Consider the following 19,451-nt stretch of genomic DNA (forward strand, 5'->3'; position numbering starts at 1 on the left):
ATGTGGGGCCTGTGAAAATTGCTTAGAGAAGGGTGATCGCTTGATCCTTCCAGTGGATTGGATCGTCCACAGTCAGCTCGAGGACTCGATGTGCACCACCTCGCAGTGATAGATCCTCTGAGTGGAGGAGGATATCGATCTGCGGTGTTTGCCAGGGCGCTTGAAGGACTCGCGTCGCAAGTTCTTCGTGAAGACTTGGCAGCAGGTAAGGTGCGATTTCGGCAACCAAGCCACCTAAGTAGACCTGAGAGATATCGACAGTGTTGACGACTGCGGACAGCGCTTGGCCCAAGGCGCGACCGGCATGGGTCATGGCATCTTGAGCGCGTGAGCTGTGGCCCGCGTGCTGCAGAATCTCGCGTGTGCTTGCATTGTCGCCCAGTCCAGCCGCATGGCCAAGAGCTTTCAATCCTGCGACAGTTTCCAAGCAGCCGCGCGCGCCACACGAACAGATTGCACCTTCGGGTTCCACACAAATATGCCCGATTTCGCCTGACCAGCCGTGCGCGCCACTCAGCGGTTGATGGTTGACGATCAACCCGCCGCCGATGCCGACTTCTCCCGAGACGTAGATAAATGAGTCCGGCCCTTCGGGGACCCCGGGGCGAGGGTAGGCGACAGCGTAGGCTGCCAAGTCGGCCTCGTTCGCAACCAGGGTGACGTCAAGGTCGTGGAGGGGGCGAAGGAGTTCCTTGCGGGGGATGTTTCGCCAGCCAAGGTTGGGTGCGATGGTCAGGGTGTCGGCAGAAAAGAGGCCTGGGAGGGCAAGTGAACTTCCAAGGAAAAGCGCGCCTGCACTGCTTCCCTCGCGCAAGACACGTCTGGCGATTCGTGCGAGTTTACGCAGGGTTGAGGTCGGGTCTGCTCCTGAGAAGTCGCCGCTCACGCATTCGTGGGCCAAGACCGTCCCGCTCAAGTCAACAAGGTAAGCGCCGAGCACTGAGACGTTGACCTGTAGACCCAGCGCAATAACCTTTCCCGAGGTTGGGGAGAGCACGCTGGTGGGGCGTCCCCTTTGTCCGGTTGAGAGTTTGTCTTCGCTTTCCTCGACGAGGCTGGAGGCGATGAGTTCGTCGACAAGCCGCGACATCGTTGCGCGTGAAATTCCGGTTTGGGCAGCGATGCCCGCGCGGTTGATTGCGCCGGGATTGGCCAGAATATGGCGCAATGCCAAGGAAAGGTTGTGGGCACGCAGGGATTGATTGGTTGCCCCGGAATCGGGGTTCGATGTGCGTGCGGCGGTAGACATATCTTGACTCTATCGCATCTGGAGGATTATGTTATGAGTCACAACAAAACGTGACGCAGTAGTCATTTAATCTATGGAAGGCCATGCTATGGCGTATGTACCTCGCCCCGAAGATCATTTCTCTTTCGGCCTGTGGACCGTGGGATGGAATGCAGTTGATCCCTTTGGAACCGGAACGCGTCCGGTGCTTGATCCGTGGGAATATGCTTCAAAGCTCGCAGAAATAGGCGCATGGGGAATTACCTTCCATGACAATGACGTCTTTGATTTCGATGCGTCAGATTCGGAGCGTCATCAGCGGGTCATGCAGCTGAAAGATGCTGTCGAAGACGCCGGCCTTGTTATTGAGATGGTCACGACGAACACCTTCACGCACCCGGTCTTCAAAGACGGTGGCCTGACCAATAATGACCGAGAGATCCGCCGCTTTGGCCTGCGTAAAATTTTGCGTAACGTCGACCTTGCCGCAGAACTTGGCGCAACAACCTTCGTCATGTGGGGCGGGCGCGAAGGCGCCGAATACGACTCGTCAAAGGATCTAAACGCTGCCTTTAATCGCTACTGCGAAGGCCTCGATACCGTTGCGGGATACATCAAGTCCCGCGGATACAACCTCCGTATCGGTCTTGAGCCCAAGCCCAACGAACCTCGCGGTGATATCTTCCTGCCGACCGTCGGTCATGCTCTGGCACTCATCGCGCAGCTCGATAATGGCGACGTTGTTGGCCTCAATCCTGAAACCGGACACGAACAAATGGCCGGCCTGAACTACACGCACGCCTTGGCGCAGGCGCTGAACGCCGGCAAGCTCTTCCACATTGACCTCAATGGGCAGTCGGGAATCAAGTACGACCAGGACAAGGCTTTTGGTCACGGGGATCTAGCCAGTGCGTTCTTCACGGTCGACCTCCTTGAGAACGGCTTCCCCGGGGGTGGGCCTCGCTACGAAGGGCCTCGCCACTTCGACTACAAGCCCAGCCGAACCGAGGGTATGGAAGGCGTTTGGGAGTCAGCTCGGGCCAATATGGACATGTACCTGCGTTTGGCTGAGAAGGCGCGCGAATTCCGCGCTGATCCCATCACTCAGGAGCTCATGGAAGAGGCCTCTGTTTACGAACTCGCCCAGCCCACCTTGGATCCGGGCGAGACGATCGATGACTTCCTTGCTGACCGCAGTGCCTACGAGGATTTCGATGCTGATGCGAAGGGAGCGCGCGAATACCACTACGTCGAGCTCTACCATCACGCAATGCGACACCTGATTGGCTAAGACCGTGAGCGAAAGCAGACCTTTTGTTGCGGGAGTAGATTCCTCAACCCAATCATGCAAGGTCGTTATCTGCGACCCCGCTAGTGGAAGGATCATTCGAGAGGGCCGGGCATCGCACCCCGAGGGAAGCGAAGTCGCCCCTCAGGCATGGTGGGATGCCTTCCTCGAGGCCGTGCGCGCGGCAGGCGGATTCGATGACGTGCGGGCGCTGAGCGTGGGCGGCCAGCAACACGGAATGGTCTGCTTGGACTCACAAGGTGAGGTGATCCGCCCGGCGCTTTTGTGGAACGATACGCGAAGTGCCGGCGCGGCCGAGGAACTCACCTGCGAACGAGGCGATGGCGACCGTGAGCGCGGCGCTCGTTGGTGGGCGCAGGCCACTGGCCTCGTTCCTGTTGCCTCTTTTACGGTCACGAAACTGCGCTGGCTTGCAGACAATGAGCCGGAGAACGCAAGGAAGATCGCGGCAGTATGCCTGCCTCATGACTGGCTGAGTTGGAAAATCCGCGGTGGCTTTGAGGCTGTTGGGTTGGAAGGCCTGTGCACCGACCGCTCCGACGCCTCGGGAACGGGCTACATGGACCGGGCTGATGCAGTCTACAGGCGCGAAATCTTGGCTCAGGCCCTGCGAATTTCGCTGGAAGAAGCCGAGGGAATCATCCTTCCGAAGATCTGCGAGCCCATGGAGGCCATGGGATGTGGAGACCTGGCGCAAGGATGGGGAGAAATCGCAATCGGCCCAGGATGTGGGGACAATGCCGGTGCGGCTCTGGGAGTTGGCCTCGGTGTCGGACAGGCCTTGCTCTCGCTGGGAACCTCCGGGGTTGTTGCCGTTGTTAGCGAAACTCCCGTCGAAGACCCCAGTGGTCAAGTCGCCGGCTTTGCTGACGCAAGTGGACATTGGCTTCCCCTCGCGTGCACGCTCAACGCCTCGCGAATCCTCGACGCGGTCGGGGCGATGAGTGGCCTCAGCTATGAGGAACTGGACGAAGCGGCACTGTCGGTTCCCGACGCCGGAGGGCTGCGCTTGGTTCCCTATTTCGAAGGCGAACGCACGCCGAACCTGCCTGACGCCACCGCCCGATTGGAGGGAATGACGCTCAAGAACTCGACGCGCGCACACCTTGCCCGCGCCGGTGTCGAAGGCCTGCTTGCCCACATGCGTTTCGCGCTCGAGTGCGTGCGTGAGCTGGGCGTTCCGATCGAGAAAGTGCTCGTTGTCGGTGGCGGAGCGCGCTCGCGGGCAGTGCAGAGCTTGGCAGCCGAATTCTTAGGAGTGCCCGTTGAATTTCCCGAGGCGGCAGAGTACGTCGCCCTGGGTGCCGCAAGGCAGGCGGGGATGTTACATTCGCCCACGATGTGAACAAGTCGCGCGTGGCCCACGTCTGGGCCATAGCATGAGGCTATGTTCCAGCGAATGCGTAGCTGACCTTCGCGTCAGCTTTTGACCAGACCTACTGATGGCTAGAGATTACTCGCCCGGGTCGTACGTCTTTGCGTTGGAAACTGCCGCAATCGCCAAATCGTGAGCGTAGCGGCTCGACCCCTCAGCCATCGCCTCTCCTCACGTCACAAGAATCAAAAACGTGAACACTAGGAGAAGTAACAATGGGCGCAATTGAGGCAACGGACACCGACTACCAGAACTCTTGGGCATTTGAGACCAAGCAAATTCACGCGGGCTGGGACCGCGATCCCCAAACCGGTGCAACTTCCATCCCGATTCTTCAAACCACTTCATTTGCCTTTGACTCTGCGGAACGCGCTGCAGCTCGCTTCGCACTTCAAGAACTTGGCCCCATCTACACTCGCTTGGGCAACCCGACAAATGATTACGTCGAGGCCCGAATCGCAGCCCTCGAAGGTGGCGTTGGTGCGCTTCTGACTTCCTCTGGCCAATCTGCAATTACTCTTGCAATCCTGAACCTGGCATCTGCCGGAAATAACATCGTTGCTTCGCCTTCGCTTTACGGCGGTTCAACTTCGCTGCTCAACAACACCCTGCGTCGCCTCGGAATCGATGCCCGCTTCGTGAGCGACCCCTACGATGTGGACGAATGGTTGTCTCTTGCCGATGAAAACACCGTTGCCTTCTACGGCGAAACCATCCCCAACCCCAAGGGCGACATCTTTGACATTGAGAAGATCGCACAGGCCGCACACTCCGTTGGTGTTCCGCTGATCGTCGACAACACTGTCGCCACCCCCTACCTGACCAGGCCAATCGAATGGGGCGCCGACATTGTTGTTCACTCGGCCACGAAGTATCTGGGCGGCCACGGAACCGCAATTTCGGGTGCAATCGTCGATGCCGGTAACTTCGACTACACGAAGGACCCCAAGCGTTTCCCCGGTTTCAACGAACCCGAACCTTCTTACGCGGGCCTCGTCTTCGGACATGACTTGAGCGCCGAGAAGCTTGGAGCAAACCTCTCCTACATCATTCGCGCACGTGCAATTGGCCTGCGAGATGTCGGCTGTGCTCCCTCGCCCTTCAACTCCTTCCTCATCGAGCAGGGCATCCAAACCCTGTCGCTGCGCGTTGAGCGCCACGTTGACAATGCGCTGAAGGTCGCGAAGTTCCTCGAGGCCCACCCGCAGGTCGAGTCCGTCAACTACGCGGGCCTCGAGTCCTCGCCCTACTACGAGCTCCACCAGAAGTACAACCCGCGCGGTGCCGGCGGTCTGCTCTCCTTCGTCATCAAGGGTGGCCTCGAAGCCGGAACCTCATTTGCGACCTCGCTCAAGCTTCTCCCGACGGTTGCAAATATCGGCGATGCGAAGTCCCTGGTCATTCACCCCGCATCCACCACTCACTCTCAGCTCAATGAGGAACAGCTGCGCGCTGCGGGAATCGAACCCGGAACCGTTCGCCTGTCTATTGGTATTGAGAACGTCAACGACATCATTGCTGATTTGACCCAGGGCTTCGAGGCCGTGGCACACTTGGCATAAGGCTGCTCGCGCAACGGTCGCTCGGACAGTAAGGAGATCACCATGAATCGACGCACACTGGGGCCCATCCCCGTAAGCGGCGCATGGACGCCCCAAGACCCCATCGCATTCCGTAAGTTTGCACAGTTGGGGCCGCTACGCCTCGAAAATGGCTCCTTCCTGCCCGAAGTGACCCTTGCCTACGAAACCCTCGGGACACTCAACGAGGACCGCTCCAATGCAATCCTCGTTCTGCACGCACTGACTGGCGATGCACATATTTCCGGCCCCACGGCTCCCGGCCAGTCAACCGCCGGTTGGTGGGAAGAAGCCGTTGGACCGGGTAAACCATTGGATCCCGAGCGCTATTTCATTGTCGTCCCCAACGTCCTTGGTGGCTGCCAGGGGAGTACCGGTCCGTCCTCGGCCGCGCCTGACGGGCAGCCGTGGGGATCGCGATTCCCCATTATTTCCACCAGGGATCAGGTTCTTGCCGAGGCCAGACTGGCCGATTACCTCGGCATTCCGACGTGGAATGCGGTCGTGGGTGCCTCCCTGGGAGGGCACCGCGCTCTGGAGTGGGCCGTCACCTACCCGCTGCGCTGCGAGCGATTGATCGTTGTCGCCTCGGGAGCGTGCACGAATGCCGAGCGGGCTGCGTGGGCGCACACGCAGGTTCGTGCAGTTGAATTGGATCCAAACTGGAATGGCGGCGACTACTACGACCAAGAGGAAGGGCCTCATGCTGGCCTGTCTCTTGCCCGTCAGATTGCGCACACGACCTATCGCTGTCCTCACGAGCTGGATGCGCGTTTTGGCCGCGCACCTCAAGATGGTGAGGATGTACTCAGCGGTGGGCGTCTGGCCGTCGAGTCCTACTTGGACTACCACGGTGCGAAGCTTGTTCGTCGATTTGATGCCGGGTCCTATGTATCCCTGTGCCGCACCATGCTCAGCTACGACATCGGTCGCGATCGTGGAGGAATTACCGAGGCCTTGCGGCAAATTACCGCACAGAGCCTGATTGTTTCAGTAGATTCGGATCGCTTGTTCTTTGCAAAAGAGGGATTTGCGATCGCTGAAGGAATCACGGGCGCAAAGTTTGAATGTATTTCCTCTCCTCATGGGCACGACGGCTTCCTGATCGAGTACGAACAGCTCAACCGGATGCTCTCAGAGTTCTTGGAAAACCAGTCATCTTTCATCGATTCTGCGGCGCTGTAAGGGTATTGAAGGATATAAATTTCTTTCTTATGTGAGGCCTGAGCTAGGCACAGCTCATTCATAGAGTTGGCTGGCTCAATTGGATCATCACGATCCACGAAAGGACCTCACATGAAAACGCCAGCATCGACTCTTGTACGGTTATCCGCCGTAGCCGCGGTCGGCGCGCTCGCACTGAGCGCTTGCTCATCGACTTCCGGCACCGCTTCTTCGGCCTCGTCGGCCGTCACTGCGAAGGCCGCCTCAAGCTCATCGGTTTCCGCGGAATCCGGAACTGTTATTGCTCCCCCGAGTGCTGCCGAGGCCTTGGCTGCCAACGCGAAAGCCTCTCACGTTGAGGACAGCGAATGGGATGCTTCTTCGGCTCAGACCATTACTTTGAATGGCAGTAGCGCGAGAACCTCAGCATCCGGAGTGAAGGTCGATGGCTCCACGGTGACGATCACCGAGGCTGGCGTCTACAAGCTCTCGGGCACCTTGAATGGACAGGTCAAGGTTGAGGCCGCGAAAGATGCACGCGTTGTGTTGATCCTTGATGGAGCGACAATCACGAACTCTTCCGGGAGCGCGATCAATGTGGTTTCCGCTGATGATGTTGTCCTGTCATTGATTGGTTCAAACACCGTCACTGACGGCACTCCTTCGGATACAAATGCTGAAGATAACGCGGCGATCTATTCCGATGCCGACCTCACCATTACGGGTAGCGGTTCACTGACAGTTAATGCCAACTACAACGACGGCATTACCAGCAAGGATGACCTCTACATTCTGTCGGGTAACATCACGGTCACGTCGAAGGACGATGCGCTACGTGGCAAGGACTCGCTGACCGTTGCCGGCGGAACTATCAAGGTCACTTCAGGAGGGGACGGCCTGAAGTCTGACCAAGATAGCGATACCACCAAGGGCTACGTCAATATCACCGGCGGCACCATCGAAATCACCTCAACGGGTGACGGCATCCAGGGTGAAACTGACGTCATCATCACCGGTGGCGATACGACAATCATTGCCGGTGGAGGCGCTTCATCTGGGAAGGACTCCAACAATTCCACCAAGGGAATTAAGGCCGGTGTCTTCCTGATTGAAGACGGTGGCGAGGTCACGATCGACTCCGGTGACGATGGTTTGCACTCCGATGGTGCAATCCGACTAACTTCGGGAACGATCGTTGCTTCGACAGCTGATGATGGTATCCATGCTGAAGGTGCGGCTGTTCTTGACGGCGCGAAGGTTACGGTTGAACAGTCCAATGAAGCCCTTGAGGGCGGATTGATCACCATCTCCAATGGTGAGGTCAATCTGACCTCCAGTGATGACGGTATCAACGGCTCCGGTTCGACCACCGTTGCGGCAGTTGAAGCGGCGAAGACCGCGACCAAGACGACCACGACCAACAACGGACCCGGTGGTGGTGGCTCCATGCAGGACACCGGTGAAAAGATCCTGATCTCGGGCGGCACCATCACGGTGAACGCCGGCGGTGACGGCATCGACTCCAATGGCTCGGTGGAGATCTCCGGCGGTAACACGATCGTCTACGGCCCCACGGATGGTGGGAACGGCGCACTGGATTCGAACGGTGAATTCTTGGTCAGTGGTGGAACGCTTCTTGCCATTGGTTCTTCCGGAATGGCCGAATCGCCTTCGACCAACTCTTCACAGGGATGGCTACAGGCTTCGGCTTCCGGTAACGCGAACTCGACCGTGACCATTAAGGATTCCAGTGGAAAGGTCTTGGCCAACATTAAGGCCGCAAAGACCTTCCAGAACGTGGTCTTCTCCTCTGCGGATGTGTCGAATGGCCAGAGCTACACGGTGAGTGTGGATTCGAATTCGACCTCTGTCACTGCTGGTCAGTCGACCGGCGGCCAGGGCGGTCCCGGTGGGGGAGCGCCCGGTGGTCAGGGAGGTGCTCCTGGCGGACAAGGCGGAAACCGTCAGGGCGGCCGCTGAGTGAAGTAGTGGGGGATGCAACTACGGTTGCATCCCCCACTACGTGATTTTCAGGTAGCCGTCGCCAAAAGCTCACTGACGGGCGTGGAGTTCTGTGTCAGGACTGTCCAGTTGATCCGAGGCATGCCCCTCCTCGCTCAGCATCTTTCTCGATGCTCGCTAGCCGGCGCGCATACAGGCTCTCGATGACGACCATGATCCATGTCGAGAAAAGGACAGGCTGGAGAATCAAGTTAATGTTCTCAGGCGAAAGCACGATTTTGAACATATAACTGGCTTCGTTCTGACTCCATATTGAGGTTACGAGATCGCGAAGGCCGTTGAAGAAGAACTGGTAGGCGGCAAGGAAGATGGTTGTCCACTGAATGATGTACTCAGCGATCTGATAGGTCTTGCTACTGACGGTCAAAAAGGTGAAGTGCTTTGAAAGAAAACGGTGAATGTATATCTGAATGAGCGCAGCAGCCATCATCAGTGTCAAGGTCATGAGCAAGAAAGTCCCTGCACGGAACTTTCCAAGACCGGTAGAGAAAGTCGAGGCCGTATCGTCAAGGAGATTCTCACTTCCCCACAGCGATGAGGGGAGAAGCAAGATGAGGCTCCCAAATAGAGAGACCAGTATCAGCATGAGAATCGCATTAACAATTGCGCTCCCCGTCAGGTAGCCGATCGCCCGAACGAAGATCAAGCATTGGGAGTTGCGTCCATAGATCGCAAAACCAAGACCAATCAAGAGGCAAACGGTTGTCGCCAAGAAGAAAAAAGGAAGCATCCGGTCTCTTTCCAATACGCATTGCTAGAACAAGTCTCCCACATAGCTCATTCATAGACTCCACTGGCTCAATAGTTACGTCACGCACGAAACAACCTTGAGGAGCATCAAATGACTGCACTCACCACAGCCATGGTTCTGCCGATCGTCATCGACCTTCTCGCAATGTTGATCCTGGTTGGAGCCCTCTACTACCCCCGCCACCGACGCGCTGATCTTGTCGTCGCATTCTTTGTTGTGAACATCGGCGTCCTTGCGGTCGCAAGCGTCATGGCAAACTCAACGATCTCCGCAGGCCTAGGACTTGGCCTCTTCGGTGTCTTGTCGATCATTCGACTTCGTTCCGACGAAATCAGCCAGCGAGAAATCGCCTACTACTTTGCTTCCCTCGCCATTGGCCTGCTCCTTGGTATGAGCACAGCGATCTACTCCTACGCAATGGTCGCATTGGTGCTTGCAACTTTGGCCGTTGGTGATTCAACTCTGATCCTTGGACGCTCCGGCTCGCAGCAAGTCCAATTCGACCGCGCAATCGCAGACGAGAAGGAACTTCGCCAAGCACTTGAAGCCCGCATGGGTGTCAAGGTGACCGGAGTCAAGGTCATCAAACTCGACATGGTCAACGATCTCACCTTGGTTGACGTTCGCTACCGGGTCCCGGCCAAGCGCTGAACTTACGCAAATCGCCAGACCGGCCTCGACCTCGTGAAAGAACTGGAGGACACCATGACGCACGAACTACACAATCTGACGAACCTCGAACAAATCAGCCTCGATGACATGAACGCACGCGCCGCGATGCTCACGCGAGTCGACCGCAAGTACGTCGTGCCCACGGATTGCTTGGATGAGTTGCTCGCGCTCATGAACCCCGCAACACAGATCCTTGAAATCGGGGGGAAGATTGAGCAGCGATATGCCTCGTGCTACTTCGATACTCCCGAGCTGCACTCCTTCATGGACACCGCGCACAAGCGCCGCCGCCGCTACAAGGTTCGTACGCGCTCTTACCTTGATTCGGAGCTGGCCTTCCTTGAAGTTAAGACCCGAGGCCCGCGCGGGCACACCGTCAAGAAGCGCTTGGCCTACGACTTCGCTCAGGCAGCGCGGATGGAACTGAGTCGCGAGGGCAGGTTTTGGGTGGCCGAAAGGCTCGAGGCCGCTCAGTGCTTTGACGGCGTTGGTCGGGTTGATTCCCTGGTCTCCGTACTCTCTGGAACCTACACGCGTTCGACGCTTCTCATGGCAGACGGTCAGGGGCGCGCGACGATTGACACCGATCTGAACTGGGACTCGTGGGGACGTGAGCTTCAGGCTCCCCACATTGCGATTATCGAAACGAAGTCTGGTGCCGCTCCTTCTGAGCTAGACCGACTGCTGTGGGCAAACAGGATCCGTCCCTCGCGTATCTCGAAGTATGCGACTGCGATGGCTCTGCTGACTCCGGACTTGCAGACAAATCGGTGGACTCGGGTCATCGATCGTTTCTTCACGATGAGGCCGACGCTTCAGCAGGCACTTGCTGCATGAGCAGATCACGGGGTTGATCCCGTAACAAGCTGTCCCGCGAAGTGTGCGTGATGACCCAGAGGTGCTGCGCGGGACTAGGCTGGGGGGTGTGGAGATTCCACATCCCCCAGTTCTAATGAGATCGTGAGGAAAAAATGACACTGCCTTCAGAGAAACTTGCTGAGCTCGGCCTTGAACTGCCTGAGGTCGCTAAGCCTGTTGCCGCCTATGTCCCTGCCATTGAGGATCGCGGTGTTGTGCGCACCTCCGGCCAGCTTCCCCTGGAAAATGGCGAGCTAGCCTGCATTGGTGCGGTCGGTGAAGATGGTGCGGATCCCGAAGACGCTTACGAGGCCGCACGCATTTGTGCGTTGAACGCGATGGCGGCTGCAGCTGCAGTTGCGGGCGGTGTGGATCGTTTGGCTTCGGTAGTTAAGGTGACTGCCTTTGTTGCGTCCTTGCCGAACTTCTACGGACAAGCTGCTGTGGTTAATGGAGCATCTGAACTGCTGGGCGAGGTTTTCGGCTCGCAGCACGCGCGTTCAGCTGTGGGTGTTGCAGCCTTGCCGCTGAATGCCTCGGTTGAGGTCGAAGTGGAGTTCGCACTCCGATCCAAGTGAATGGGATCGCTCAGCGATCTATTTAGCAAGGATTTAAACTGAAATAAAGGTTTGCGTGCGGGCGTTCCTGTGAATACCCGCTGGTTAATAGCTTTATTCCAAGGAAGAGGACGAAATGGCAGAGACTTTGCCCGAGGCAGCAGCGCCGGGAACTGGACAGCAATTCAAGCTGGTTGACGTATCGACCACCCCCTCTGAGGGCGGTTGCGGTTGCGGTTGTGGCGGCCACGGAAAGAAGGAACAGGCTGCTCCTGCAGCATCTGCACCCGAGTCGCACGGAGGCTGTGGCTGCGGTGGGCACGGACATAAGGCCGAGGCTGCCCCCGCCCGTGAATCACACGGCGGTTGTGGTTGTGGCGGACATGGACACGGTGCTCAGGAAGCTCCAAAGGCTGAGGCAGCTGCTCACGGGGGCTGCGGTTGCGGTGATCACGGCCAGGGAACAGCGCACGTTGTATCGCAGGATCCCGCCGTTCGTGAGGACGAGCTTGTTATTCATTCCCTGCCTAAGGTTGTTCGCCATGCTCTGCTCTTTGCTGCGATGGATAACCTGCCGCTTGGTGCATCGCTGATTGTTGTGGCACCGCATCAGCCTGTCCCGCTGTTCAACTACCTGCAGGAAAGTGAATCGCACTACCGCGTTGAGACCATCGAGACCGGTCCGGTCGACTGGCGCTACCGCGTGACACGTCTGTCCTGATCATCGGACGCTTTATGCCCGCGAGCCCCGCGCTCGCGGGCATTTTAGTTTCAATACAAAAGCCCGAGATATCAACGAGGTTTTCGCTGATATCTCGGGCTTGTCTGAGCCGCCTGTGGGAATCGAACCCACGACCTATTCATTACGAGTGAATCGCTCTGCCGACTGAGCTAAGGCGGCCGGGCTTATCTGCACTTCACTACTGAGGTGGAGAAAAGCTACCTGAAGTACTTTAGCGGTTACCACTTGTGAGAAGCAAACGTTTCGTGACAGAGGTGATGTGGGATTGCCCGCACAGCAATGTGCGATACAAGAGTCAGATCGCTCGGCGAATGTTAGGCTGAATTGTGTTGACACAAGATGACGAAAAGTCAGAAAACCCGGCTGAGATCCCCGTAGTGCTCCTGGTTAACCTTGGCACTCCCGAATCGCCCAGCCCCAGCGATATTCGCCGTTTTTTGCGTGAATTTTTGAGTGATCGTCGAGTAATCGAACTTCATCCTCTGATCTGGAAGCCAGTTCTTGAAGGCGTGATTCTTCCTTTCCGCCCCTCTCGAGTCGCACCAAACTATCGTTCGATTTGGACTGAGCACGGTTCGCCGCTCATGGCGTATTCCATCGCCCAAGCCGAATCTCTTTCAGAGCTGCTTGGTGGTCAGGCGAAAGTTGCGCTCGCTATGCGCTACGGAAAGCCCTCTATTGAGAGCGTCCTTGATGATGTGTTCGCGAAGGGGCATCGCCGCGTCCTTCTTCTCCCCGCCTATCCGCAATATGCCGCGTCATCTGCGGGAACAGTCACTGACGCATTAGCGCGCTACATCCTGAAACGTCGCAATCATATGGAAGTGCGCACGATCCGTTCGTTCCCTACGGAACCCGCCTATATTGAAGCCCTAGCCTGCGCTATCGAGGAGGACTGGGCGCGCCGGGGTCGCCCTGATTTCGCATCTGGAGACCAGCTCCTTGCGTCTTTCCATTCCATCCCTCAGAAAATGCACGATGCGGGTGATCCCTACAAGCAGGAGTGTATGGCGACGGCAAATGCACTCCGAGCGCGCTTAAATCTCGACGAAGACCAGCTTCTAGTGACGTTCCAATCGGTTTTTGGGCCCGCGAAATGGTTGGGGCCGGCGACCATCGATACCGTCGCCGAGCTTGCTCGTCGCGGGACCCGGCGTCTTGATGTGATTTGCCCTGGCTTTATGACGGATTGCCTAGAAACCGTTGACGAGATTGCAAAGCTCAATCGTGATGCTTTCCTCGAGGCCGGCGGCACCGACTTTACCTATATTCCTTGGGGTAATGCATCTGCCGGTGCTGTTGATACTTTGGGTGCGATTGCCCGTCGTGGGTTAGCGGGTTGGGTTAATTTCTCTGACGAGGCCTAGCTGCTTCTGCGCTGTTGAGCTTCCTTTGCGCGCCATTTGTTCCAGATGCGCGCAGCGCCAACCCCGAGTCCCAGTGCGATGACGGTGGGCACAAGCAAGGTTGCGCCTCGGTGTGTAAATTCAATAACCAAGCACAGCGCCGTCAGCGGTGCGCTCATTGATGTGCCAAGAACGACCACGGCGCCGATGAAGGCGAAGCAAACGATTGCGGTCGTGTCGCCGGGGTAGATGTAGGACCAGAGAATCCCCAGAACCGCACCGCTAGATGCGCCTAGCGCAAGACCGGGGGTAAGAGTTCCACCCCATGCACCCGAGCGAATAGTGGCGAGCGTTCCGATAAGTTTTGTGAATCCATCGATTGCAAGAGAAGCAAGTAACGCGACTCCGATTCCCGCTGCCGCGCGGCCTCCCTGTCCCAAAACGGCTCCATCAAAAGCAAGCTGAGCGGTTGATTGTCCGTTTCCGGCAATTGATGGAACCCAGACAGTGATCACTCCGATGAGGGTGAAGATGGGGATCATCCAGGCAAGTAGACGCCAACCGGTGGGGCGAGCAGCAGAGCATGCTGAAACAGCGCTCTTGAAGAGGACTCCGATGATTCCAAGAACCGGTCCGATGATGACAGCCCAGAGTGTCAGTGATGCTGTCGGAAGGAGTTGGGTGGTCTCGGGAAGCGTGTAGAAAGGATCGCTTCGAACCCAGCCGTGTGCGACGAGGACTGCTCCGCCACTGATGATCAGTGCGGACCATACCGCGCTGGCTGTGACCTCGATGAGAAGAATTTCAAGTGCGAATACCGCTCCCGATAGAGGGAGCGAATAGACTGCAGCAAGACCTGCACCGGCCGCGCAGCCGACAATAATGCGTCGCTGCTCAGGCGGAAGATAAAGAAAATCAGCGATCTTTCCGCCCAAAGAGGCGCTAATCTCACGAGGAGCGACTTCACGGCCGATTGAAGCGCCCATGCCGACAATGACGATCTGGTTAATTGCGTGCCAGAAAGTCAGGAGAATCGGCATCTTCTGACCATTAACTGCTTTGGCCAGTGAGACGGGTCTGCCCCCGACGCGTGCATAGAGATACCAGGAAATTCCTCCGATAAGGCCTGCTCCTCCCAACGCGCAAACCCTGTGCCACCAAGGGACTGAGGAAATTGCGTGAAGAAGGGTGCCGCTTGCGTCACCAAAGACAAGGCCCTCGATCAGGTGGAGAAGATGCGAACACCCGGCACCAACTAGCCCTGCCGTTATCGCGGTCATAAGTACCGCTAGCCCCATGCGAATGCGGGGCGACAGCCGAGAGATTGGTATACCGGGTGTGCTCACACTAGTTGAGAGTACTAGCGCTTCTCGACTTCATCCAAGCGCGTATTAACGTCTGAACCAACGCGGATCAATACGTTGAGGTCTTCATCGGAGATGTCGTCACTGATAATGTCGCGCAGAAGTGCTCGCTCAGCCTGTTGGGCGGAGGTGACAAGTTTCTTGCCTGCATCGGTGATGGTGATTGTGCCACCGCGACGATCGAATTCGTAGGCGGTGCGAACGATGAGATCACGATCGGCCAGACGACGATAGGTGTGTGTCAGACGCGAAGGGCTAAAAATGACCGATTGGGCAAGTTCTCCCATGCGGATTCCAATTTTACCGGCTGAAGCGACCTCATCGAGGACGCGATATTCACCGAGTGAAAGTCCGAACTCGCGCTTGAGCGTTGCCTCCAGAGCCGCGGAAGCCCTAGTGATAGTAATGAAAAACTGTTCGATCTCGCGAGCCCGCTTTGCTTGGTTCATGTCCCTTCTCCGTTTTAGCCTTCATCCTTGAGGTTCTCTAACGAAAGGACAGTTTATAGGTTTTGATCAGGCCATACAACGCTTGAATCGAAAATGAGACAGGCAATTTTGAGGGTACAGAAAATTAATAGTTAATATCGAAAATGTGATAGCGTGGCTTCGAAAAGTGCATTACTCGATCGCAGAAAAAGAATTCTTCTCTGTGATTGACGTGTTTTCGAAGGGTGAAAACTGTGCAGAAGAAAGTCGTTGTATTAGTTGATGACCGTGATGGTTCGGTTGCCAAGCAGACAATTTCATTCGCATTCAAAGGCGTATCGTATGAAATTGACCTTTCCGACCAGAATGCTGAGCAATTTGAGCTCGATATGTCACCGTGGATCTCCGCAGCTCGCAGGGTGGGTGGGCGTCTCAACAGTCGCCGTGCCACGCCGTGTGGGGATGCTGAAGCAAAGAGTGTCCGCGTGCGTCGTTGGGCTCGTGAAAAGGGGATCGAACTGAGCGATCGCGGTCGGATTCCATCTGCCATTATTGAGCAGTTTGAAAAGGAAAATCGCTGATCTTTGTTCTGAATTACTTTGATATAAATGCGGGGTATTTCTCATTGAAATACCCCGCATTTATATTTGTATTCAATACGTTTTGTATCGAGTGGTCAGTTTTCGTAACCTGTACCGGTTTAGATTGACCTTGTATGCACTGAAATAGCTAAAACCGCAGGTCAGCTAGGCAATGCCTGGAAGGCTCACTTCACCAGCAATAGATCGATTCATCCACTGTGCGAACTCTTCACCCTGCAATCCCTGTGAGAGCAAAAAGATTGTCTTCGCATACAGGGCCTCAAGCGTCATGTCATGCGCGCTAATCGCGCCCAAGCGCGCCAGAGTGCTCCCGGCCTCGTAATGGCCCAACACAACCTCGGCTTGATGGCACTGCGATGCAACGATCAGGGGAACCTCGGCCTCGCGCAGTTCCTGCAAAACATCCACAAAACCCGGGTCTGAAGCGGGAATATTTCCTACGCCGTATGCACGGATGATGACGGCCTCGGGCAGGGGAGTGAACATGGAACGTAAGCGAGCAGCGCTTAGGCCAGGAACAATGTCCACAACTGCAACGTCGTGGCGGGCGTAAGGCGCAGGATTAGCCCAGCCCTCACCGGCCTCGACACTGTGATACCAACGCCAGGGGGCACCTGTACGTGCGACAGGTAGTGTCGAAGGTGAGTCAAAGCCAGCGAAGGCCCATGATGAGGTCTTCGTTGAACGATTTCCTGCCAGCAACATATGACCAAAGAACAGAGTCACACCGCTGACCTGGGAACTTCCAGCAGCGCGTAATGCGCCCGTCACATTCGCGGAGGCGTCGGTGCCGACGACGCCCAGCGGATACTGCGAACCCGTTAAAACAATGGGTTTTGTGAAATCAGCCAGCGCGTACGACAGCGCCGCAGCGCTATAGGCCATGGTGTCGGTCCCATGGAGCACCAAGAAAGCATCAGCTTCATCGCCGTGAGCGCGGATATCGTCGATGATCATCTGCCAGTGGGTCGGTGTTGTTTCCGAAGAATCGACCAGCGGTGAGAGCTGAGACATCGACACGTGCCCCGAAAGCTCGATTCCGTCGAATTGGGTGTTGAGCCATGACGCCATATCGGCGCCCGGTCGCAAACCATCAGGAGAATCAACCATCCCGATTGTTCCACCTGCATAAGTCACATGAATCCTCATAGTGCGTCCTCTTCCATCATTGGATAGCGAAAAGAAACGAGAGCAGAGGGGTGGTTATTCGCCTAAGTGGCGCGTGGCCTCGTCATTTGAAGAAAACTTACCCCGAATTGCATACCAACCACAAACCATTGCCACGACCACTACTCCGAAGAGCGCGAGAGTCCAACGGCCATTGGTGCTGGTGACATTTGAAGCGACGACAATCGCAAAGAAAGCTAGCGAGATGTAGTTTGTGAAAGGTGCACCCGGCATGCGGTATGAGGGGCGCTCCTCCTCGCCGGCGCGCACACGCTTGAGGAATGCGTTGAGCAGTACCCCCAGCTTCCTTGCTGAAAGTTAAATTCAGTGCCTCTATCAGTCTTCCGAGACGGAATTACCCGTACCGGAATCGCTGATGTCGGGGTCACCTGAAGTGTAGTGTACGACGTTCTGTGAACCCGTAAAGGTAATAGTCTTTGCGGATTCCAGGTTGACAGAGTTGTTTGATCCGTCGATGACCAGACTTGTGAGCGCGTGTGTGGATGTGAGCTTCACATTGGAGGACTGAATGTGTACGTTCTCGGCGTCACTCGGGACGGTGACAACGGTGTTGGAATCGGAGACTGTGAAAGTCTTTCCTGTTGTGCCCTTGGCAAGGTTCTTCGCCTGATCAGCGGCTTCGGATGCTCCTGCACTCGCATAGCTAGCAGCTGAAGAAGCGGCGGCCTTGCCTTGTTCGGCGGCATCAGAGGCGATGCTTTGGGCCGTCGCCTTTGCTGAATTTGCAACATCTGAAGGAGATTGGGTGATTGTCTGGCTACAAGCTGCAATACCCATAGTCGCAGCGAGTCCCAGAGTTGCAAAGAGGGCAAGCGTGGTGCGCGATGAAGTTGTGTGGGTCATTGATCAATCTTTCGTGTGGAAGGAAAGCGAAGTGGCTGGAGCGCACGGAAAAGGTGCGCCCCAGCCACTTGCTGTCAGAATGCGGGAATGAAGATCTCCACGCGGCGGTTTGCCTGGCGGCCGGCCGGGTTATCTGAACCATCGGAGTTCGTGTTGGGTGCAACCGGCTTGCTCTCGCCGAAGCCCTGAGAATCCAAGGTTGTAGTGACGCCGTCCTTCTTCAGTTCGTTGACGACGGCGGAAGCGCGTTCCTCAGACAGGGTCTGGTTGGAAGCATCGTCTCCAATCGAATCGGTGTGGCCGTACACGTGTGCAGCCGGGACCTTCGCATTCGTGAGGACCTCAGCAAGCTTCTTTAGGGTTGCTGCTGCCTCGGGACGAATATCGGACTTGCCGAAGTCGAAGAGAACGCCGTCTTCCAGGGTGATGGTCGTGCCGCAGCTCTCGACGGGCTTGAGGCTATCGACCTTGGGGAACTTACCAACCTTGCCAACGGTCGGGGCCTTGTCAGCCTTCACCTGCTGGCCGTTCACCATTGCGGTGCCATCGCCGTTGTTGATGATGTTCAAGTTTGGGCCGTTGTAGACACCGCCGCCCTTGCCATCAAGGTTGTAGTTCACCGAAGTCTTGCTGTTGCTGTAGTTGCCGGAGCCGTCGGAGCTAATCACGATGTTTTCACCGGTCTCGGAGTTGTTGTAGACGCCGGAACCGTCAGGGCTGATCGTGATGTTCAGGGTGCTTGAGGTGTAGGTACCGGAGCCATCCGCGCTGATCGTGATGTTCAGTCCGTTGGATGAATCGCTGTAGACGCCACCGCCAGTGCCATCGACAACAATGCTCACAGGTCCTTCGTTAATAACGCCGGAGCCGTCACCATTGTTGACGACCTGCTTGTCGCCGTTATTGGAGACACCTGATCCATCGCCGCCAAGGACAGTATTTCCGCCGTTGGTCACCAAGCCGGAGCCGTCACACACAGCGGGGGCAACGGTTACACCGGGAACTGAGGAAATCTTAGCGGTCGCGTCAATGACAGCCTTGTCGGCATTTGAAGCGAATACGCCGATTGGTGGAACTTTAAAAAGTGGAACTGGCGGAATCTCGCCGGGCTTGTAGCCTGCGACAGCGGGAACCGCGGAGGTGGCTGAAGCCGTTGCCTCGGGGGTTGCCTCACTCGTCGAGGAGGTCGATGCGGAAGGCGCGCTCTGAGAGCATGCGCTCAGCGAAACGAGTGCGGCCAAGGTGGACAATGCGGTCGCCGTACGGAAAAAGTGGCGTTTTGATGTTGTGTCACTCATGCGCAAAGTTTAAAAGGATCATGCTGGACACTTCCTGTATGGCCTCTACTGAGTCACTGATCGAAGTTGATCTGGTTGCGATTATTTGATGCTTGCGCGAGTGATGGGGTGTTGCAGACAGGGC

The 19,451-nt window shown here is 56.6% G+C and carries 18 protein-coding genes, 1 tRNA gene and 1 pseudogene; 11 read left to right on the forward strand and 9 right to left on the reverse strand.

All coding sequences use genetic code 11. From position 1 onward, the window contains the following. Nucleotides 1–22: 22 nt before the first annotated feature. The gene (locus tag ADG72_RS05185; protein WP_048712895.1) at nucleotides 23–1,249 is read right to left on the reverse strand and encodes an ROK family transcriptional regulator; all 1,227 of its coding nucleotides are present in this window, start codon (nucleotides 1,247–1,249) and stop codon (nucleotides 23–25) included. An 88-nt stretch (nucleotides 1,250–1,337) separates the two neighbouring features. On the opposite strand from ADG72_RS05185, the gene xylA reads away from it, so the two are divergent. The 5 genes from xylA to ADG72_RS05210 all read left to right on the forward strand — a co-directional run bounded on the left by xylA (nucleotide 1,338) and on the right by ADG72_RS05210 (nucleotide 8,636). Then, nucleotides 1,338–2,519 carry a xylose isomerase gene (gene xylA, locus ADG72_RS05190; RefSeq protein WP_048712898.1) on the forward strand — a complete coding sequence of 394 codons (1,182 nt, stop codon included), beginning with the start codon at nucleotides 1,338–1,340 and terminating at the stop codon, nucleotides 2,517–2,519. 4 nt (nucleotides 2,520–2,523) lie between these two features. Continuing rightward, nucleotides 2,524–3,882 (forward strand): xylulokinase, encoded by a 1,359-nt coding sequence (locus tag ADG72_RS05195; protein ID WP_048712901.1) that lies wholly within the window; start codon nucleotides 2,524–2,526, stop codon nucleotides 3,880–3,882. A gap of 245 nt (nucleotides 3,883–4,127) precedes the next feature. Next, nucleotides 4,128–5,474 (forward strand): O-acetylhomoserine aminocarboxypropyltransferase/cysteine synthase family protein, encoded by a 1,347-nt coding sequence (locus ADG72_RS05200; protein ID WP_048712904.1) that lies wholly within the window; start codon nucleotides 4,128–4,130, stop codon nucleotides 5,472–5,474. Nucleotides 5,475–5,516: 42 nt separating this feature from the next. Then, entirely contained in the window at nucleotides 5,517–6,677 is a 1,161-nt protein-coding gene (gene metX / locus ADG72_RS05205) for a homoserine O-acetyltransferase MetX (protein WP_048712907.1), read from the forward strand. 111 nt (nucleotides 6,678–6,788) lie between these two features. Further along, nucleotides 6,789–8,636 carry a carbohydrate-binding domain-containing protein gene (locus ADG72_RS05210; protein WP_048712910.1) on the forward strand — a complete coding sequence of 616 codons (1,848 nt, stop codon included), beginning with the start codon at nucleotides 6,789–6,791 and terminating at the stop codon, nucleotides 8,634–8,636. A 97-nt stretch (nucleotides 8,637–8,733) separates the two neighbouring features. Here ADG72_RS05210 and ADG72_RS05215 read toward each other — a convergent pair whose 3' ends face one another. After that, a complete protein-coding gene (locus ADG72_RS05215; RefSeq protein ID WP_053090554.1) occupies nucleotides 8,734–9,408 on the reverse strand; it encodes an SA1002 family membrane protein in 675 nt (224 codons plus the stop codon). A gap of 111 nt (nucleotides 9,409–9,519) precedes the next feature. Here ADG72_RS05215 and ADG72_RS05220 point away from each other — a divergent pair, with 111 nt between their 5' ends. The 4 genes from ADG72_RS05220 (at nucleotide 9,520) to ADG72_RS05235 (ending at nucleotide 12,237) form a co-directional block, all read left to right on the forward strand. Then, entirely contained in the window at nucleotides 9,520–10,080 is a 561-nt protein-coding gene (locus ADG72_RS05220; RefSeq protein WP_048712913.1) for a DUF4956 domain-containing protein, read from the forward strand. Nucleotides 10,081–10,134: 54 nt separating this feature from the next. After that, complete coding sequence (locus ADG72_RS05225; protein WP_048712916.1) at nucleotides 10,135–10,938, forward strand: polyphosphate polymerase domain-containing protein; 804 nt, start codon at nucleotides 10,135–10,137, stop codon at nucleotides 10,936–10,938. Between the two features lie 134 nt (nucleotides 10,939–11,072). Beyond that, on the forward strand, nucleotides 11,073–11,537 hold the full coding sequence (locus tag ADG72_RS05230) for a RidA family protein (RefSeq protein ID WP_009408440.1): 465 nt from the start codon (nucleotides 11,073–11,075) through the stop codon (nucleotides 11,535–11,537). Between the two features lie 115 nt (nucleotides 11,538–11,652). Beyond that, the gene (locus ADG72_RS05235) at nucleotides 11,653–12,237 is read left to right on the forward strand and encodes a DUF2249 domain-containing protein (RefSeq protein ID WP_048712920.1); all 585 of its coding nucleotides are present in this window, start codon (nucleotides 11,653–11,655) and stop codon (nucleotides 12,235–12,237) included. A 107-nt stretch (nucleotides 12,238–12,344) separates the two neighbouring features. On the opposite strand, the gene ADG72_RS05240 is transcribed toward ADG72_RS05235, so the two are convergent. After that, a tRNA-Thr gene (locus tag ADG72_RS05240) sits at nucleotides 12,345–12,417 on the reverse strand. Between the two features lie 167 nt (nucleotides 12,418–12,584). Between ADG72_RS05240 and hemH the strand changes: the two genes are divergently transcribed. Further along, nucleotides 12,585–13,625, forward strand: a complete 1,041-nt coding sequence (hemH, locus tag ADG72_RS05245) for a ferrochelatase (protein ID WP_048712923.1) — start codon at nucleotides 12,585–12,587, stop codon at nucleotides 13,623–13,625. Here hemH and ADG72_RS05250 read toward each other — a convergent pair. Beyond that, the gene (locus ADG72_RS05250; RefSeq protein ID WP_239667667.1) at nucleotides 13,622–14,884 is read right to left on the reverse strand and encodes a chloride channel protein; all 1,263 of its coding nucleotides are present in this window, start codon (nucleotides 14,882–14,884) and stop codon (nucleotides 13,622–13,624) included. The two genes, hemH and ADG72_RS05250, sit on opposite strands and share 4 nt — an antisense overlap. An 80-nt stretch (nucleotides 14,885–14,964) precedes the next feature. Continuing rightward, nucleotides 14,965–15,417 carry a MarR family winged helix-turn-helix transcriptional regulator gene (locus tag ADG72_RS05255; RefSeq protein ID WP_048712929.1) on the reverse strand — a complete coding sequence of 151 codons (453 nt, stop codon included), beginning with the start codon at nucleotides 15,415–15,417 and terminating at the stop codon, nucleotides 14,965–14,967. Nucleotides 15,418–15,650: 233 nt separating this feature from the next. Between ADG72_RS05255 and ADG72_RS05260 the strand changes: the two genes are divergently transcribed. Next, on the forward strand, nucleotides 15,651–15,977 hold the full coding sequence (locus tag ADG72_RS05260; protein ID WP_065427157.1) for a histone-like nucleoid-structuring protein Lsr2: 327 nt from the start codon (nucleotides 15,651–15,653) through the stop codon (nucleotides 15,975–15,977). A gap of 165 nt (nucleotides 15,978–16,142) precedes the next feature. Here ADG72_RS05260 and ADG72_RS05265 read toward each other — a convergent pair whose 3' ends face one another. The 4 genes and pseudogenes from ADG72_RS05265 to ADG72_RS05280 all read right to left on the reverse strand — a co-directional run bounded on the left by ADG72_RS05265 (nucleotide 16,143) and on the right by ADG72_RS05280 (nucleotide 19,327). Beyond that, the gene (locus ADG72_RS05265; protein ID WP_048712934.1) at nucleotides 16,143–17,147 is read right to left on the reverse strand and encodes an asparaginase; all 1,005 of its coding nucleotides are present in this window, start codon (nucleotides 17,145–17,147) and stop codon (nucleotides 16,143–16,145) included. 54 nt (nucleotides 17,148–17,201) lie between these two features. Continuing rightward, nucleotides 17,202–17,450: pseudogene (locus ADG72_RS05270) on the reverse strand (L-asparagine permease); the annotation flags it as partial. A 51-nt stretch (nucleotides 17,451–17,501) separates the two neighbouring features. Then, nucleotides 17,502–18,029, reverse strand: a complete 528-nt coding sequence (locus tag ADG72_RS05275; protein ID WP_048712938.1) for a DUF3060 domain-containing protein — start codon at nucleotides 18,027–18,029, stop codon at nucleotides 17,502–17,504. A gap of 74 nt (nucleotides 18,030–18,103) precedes the next feature. After that, entirely contained in the window at nucleotides 18,104–19,327 is a 1,224-nt protein-coding gene (locus ADG72_RS05280) for an OmpA family protein (RefSeq protein WP_048712940.1), read from the reverse strand. Nucleotides 19,328–19,451: the final 124 nt, after the last annotated feature.

Origin of the sequence: Trueperella pyogenes (assembly GCF_001070855.1) — a bacterium.
Taxonomy (GTDB): domain Bacteria; phylum Actinomycetota; class Actinomycetes; order Actinomycetales; family Actinomycetaceae; genus Pauljensenia; species Pauljensenia pyogenes_A.

Bases quoted from the DNA above. Each gene is read 5' to 3' on its own strand.
- ADG72_RS05230 (WP_009408440.1), top strand. From the start codon at position 11,073: ATGACACTGCCTTCAGAGAAACTTGCTGAGCTCGGCCTTGAACTGCCT.
- ADG72_RS05210 (WP_048712910.1), top strand. From the start codon at position 6,789: ATGAAAACGCCAGCATCGACTCTTGTACGGTTATCCGCCGTAGCCGCG.
- ADG72_RS05250 (WP_239667667.1), bottom strand. From the start codon at position 14,884: ATGACCGCGATAACGGCAGGGCTAGTTGGTGCCGGGTGTTCGCATCTT.
- metX (WP_048712907.1), top strand. From the start codon at position 5,517: ATGAATCGACGCACACTGGGGCCCATCCCCGTAAGCGGCGCATGGACG.
- ADG72_RS05225 (WP_048712916.1), top strand. From the start codon at position 10,135: ATGACGCACGAACTACACAATCTGACGAACCTCGAACAAATCAGCCTC.
- ADG72_RS05200 (WP_048712904.1), top strand. From the start codon at position 4,128: ATGGGCGCAATTGAGGCAACGGACACCGACTACCAGAACTCTTGGGCA.
- ADG72_RS05220 (WP_048712913.1), top strand. From the start codon at position 9,520: ATGACTGCACTCACCACAGCCATGGTTCTGCCGATCGTCATCGACCTT.
- ADG72_RS05280 (WP_048712940.1), bottom strand. From the start codon at position 19,327: ATGAGTGACACAACATCAAAACGCCACTTTTTCCGTACGGCGACCGCA.
- ADG72_RS05265 (WP_048712934.1), bottom strand. From the start codon at position 17,147: ATGAGGATTCATGTGACTTATGCAGGTGGAACAATCGGGATGGTTGAT.
- xylA (WP_048712898.1), top strand. From the start codon at position 1,338: ATGGCGTATGTACCTCGCCCCGAAGATCATTTCTCTTTCGGCCTGTGG.
- ADG72_RS05275 (WP_048712938.1), bottom strand. From the start codon at position 18,029: ATGACCCACACAACTTCATCGCGCACCACGCTTGCCCTCTTTGCAACT.
- ADG72_RS05255 (WP_048712929.1), bottom strand. From the start codon at position 15,417: ATGAACCAAGCAAAGCGGGCTCGCGAGATCGAACAGTTTTTCATTACT.
- ADG72_RS05215 (WP_053090554.1), bottom strand. From the start codon at position 9,408: ATGCTTCCTTTTTTCTTCTTGGCGACAACCGTTTGCCTCTTGATTGGT.
- ADG72_RS05235 (WP_048712920.1), top strand. From the start codon at position 11,653: ATGGCAGAGACTTTGCCCGAGGCAGCAGCGCCGGGAACTGGACAGCAA.
- ADG72_RS05185 (WP_048712895.1), bottom strand. From the start codon at position 1,249: ATGTCTACCGCCGCACGCACATCGAACCCCGATTCCGGGGCAACCAAT.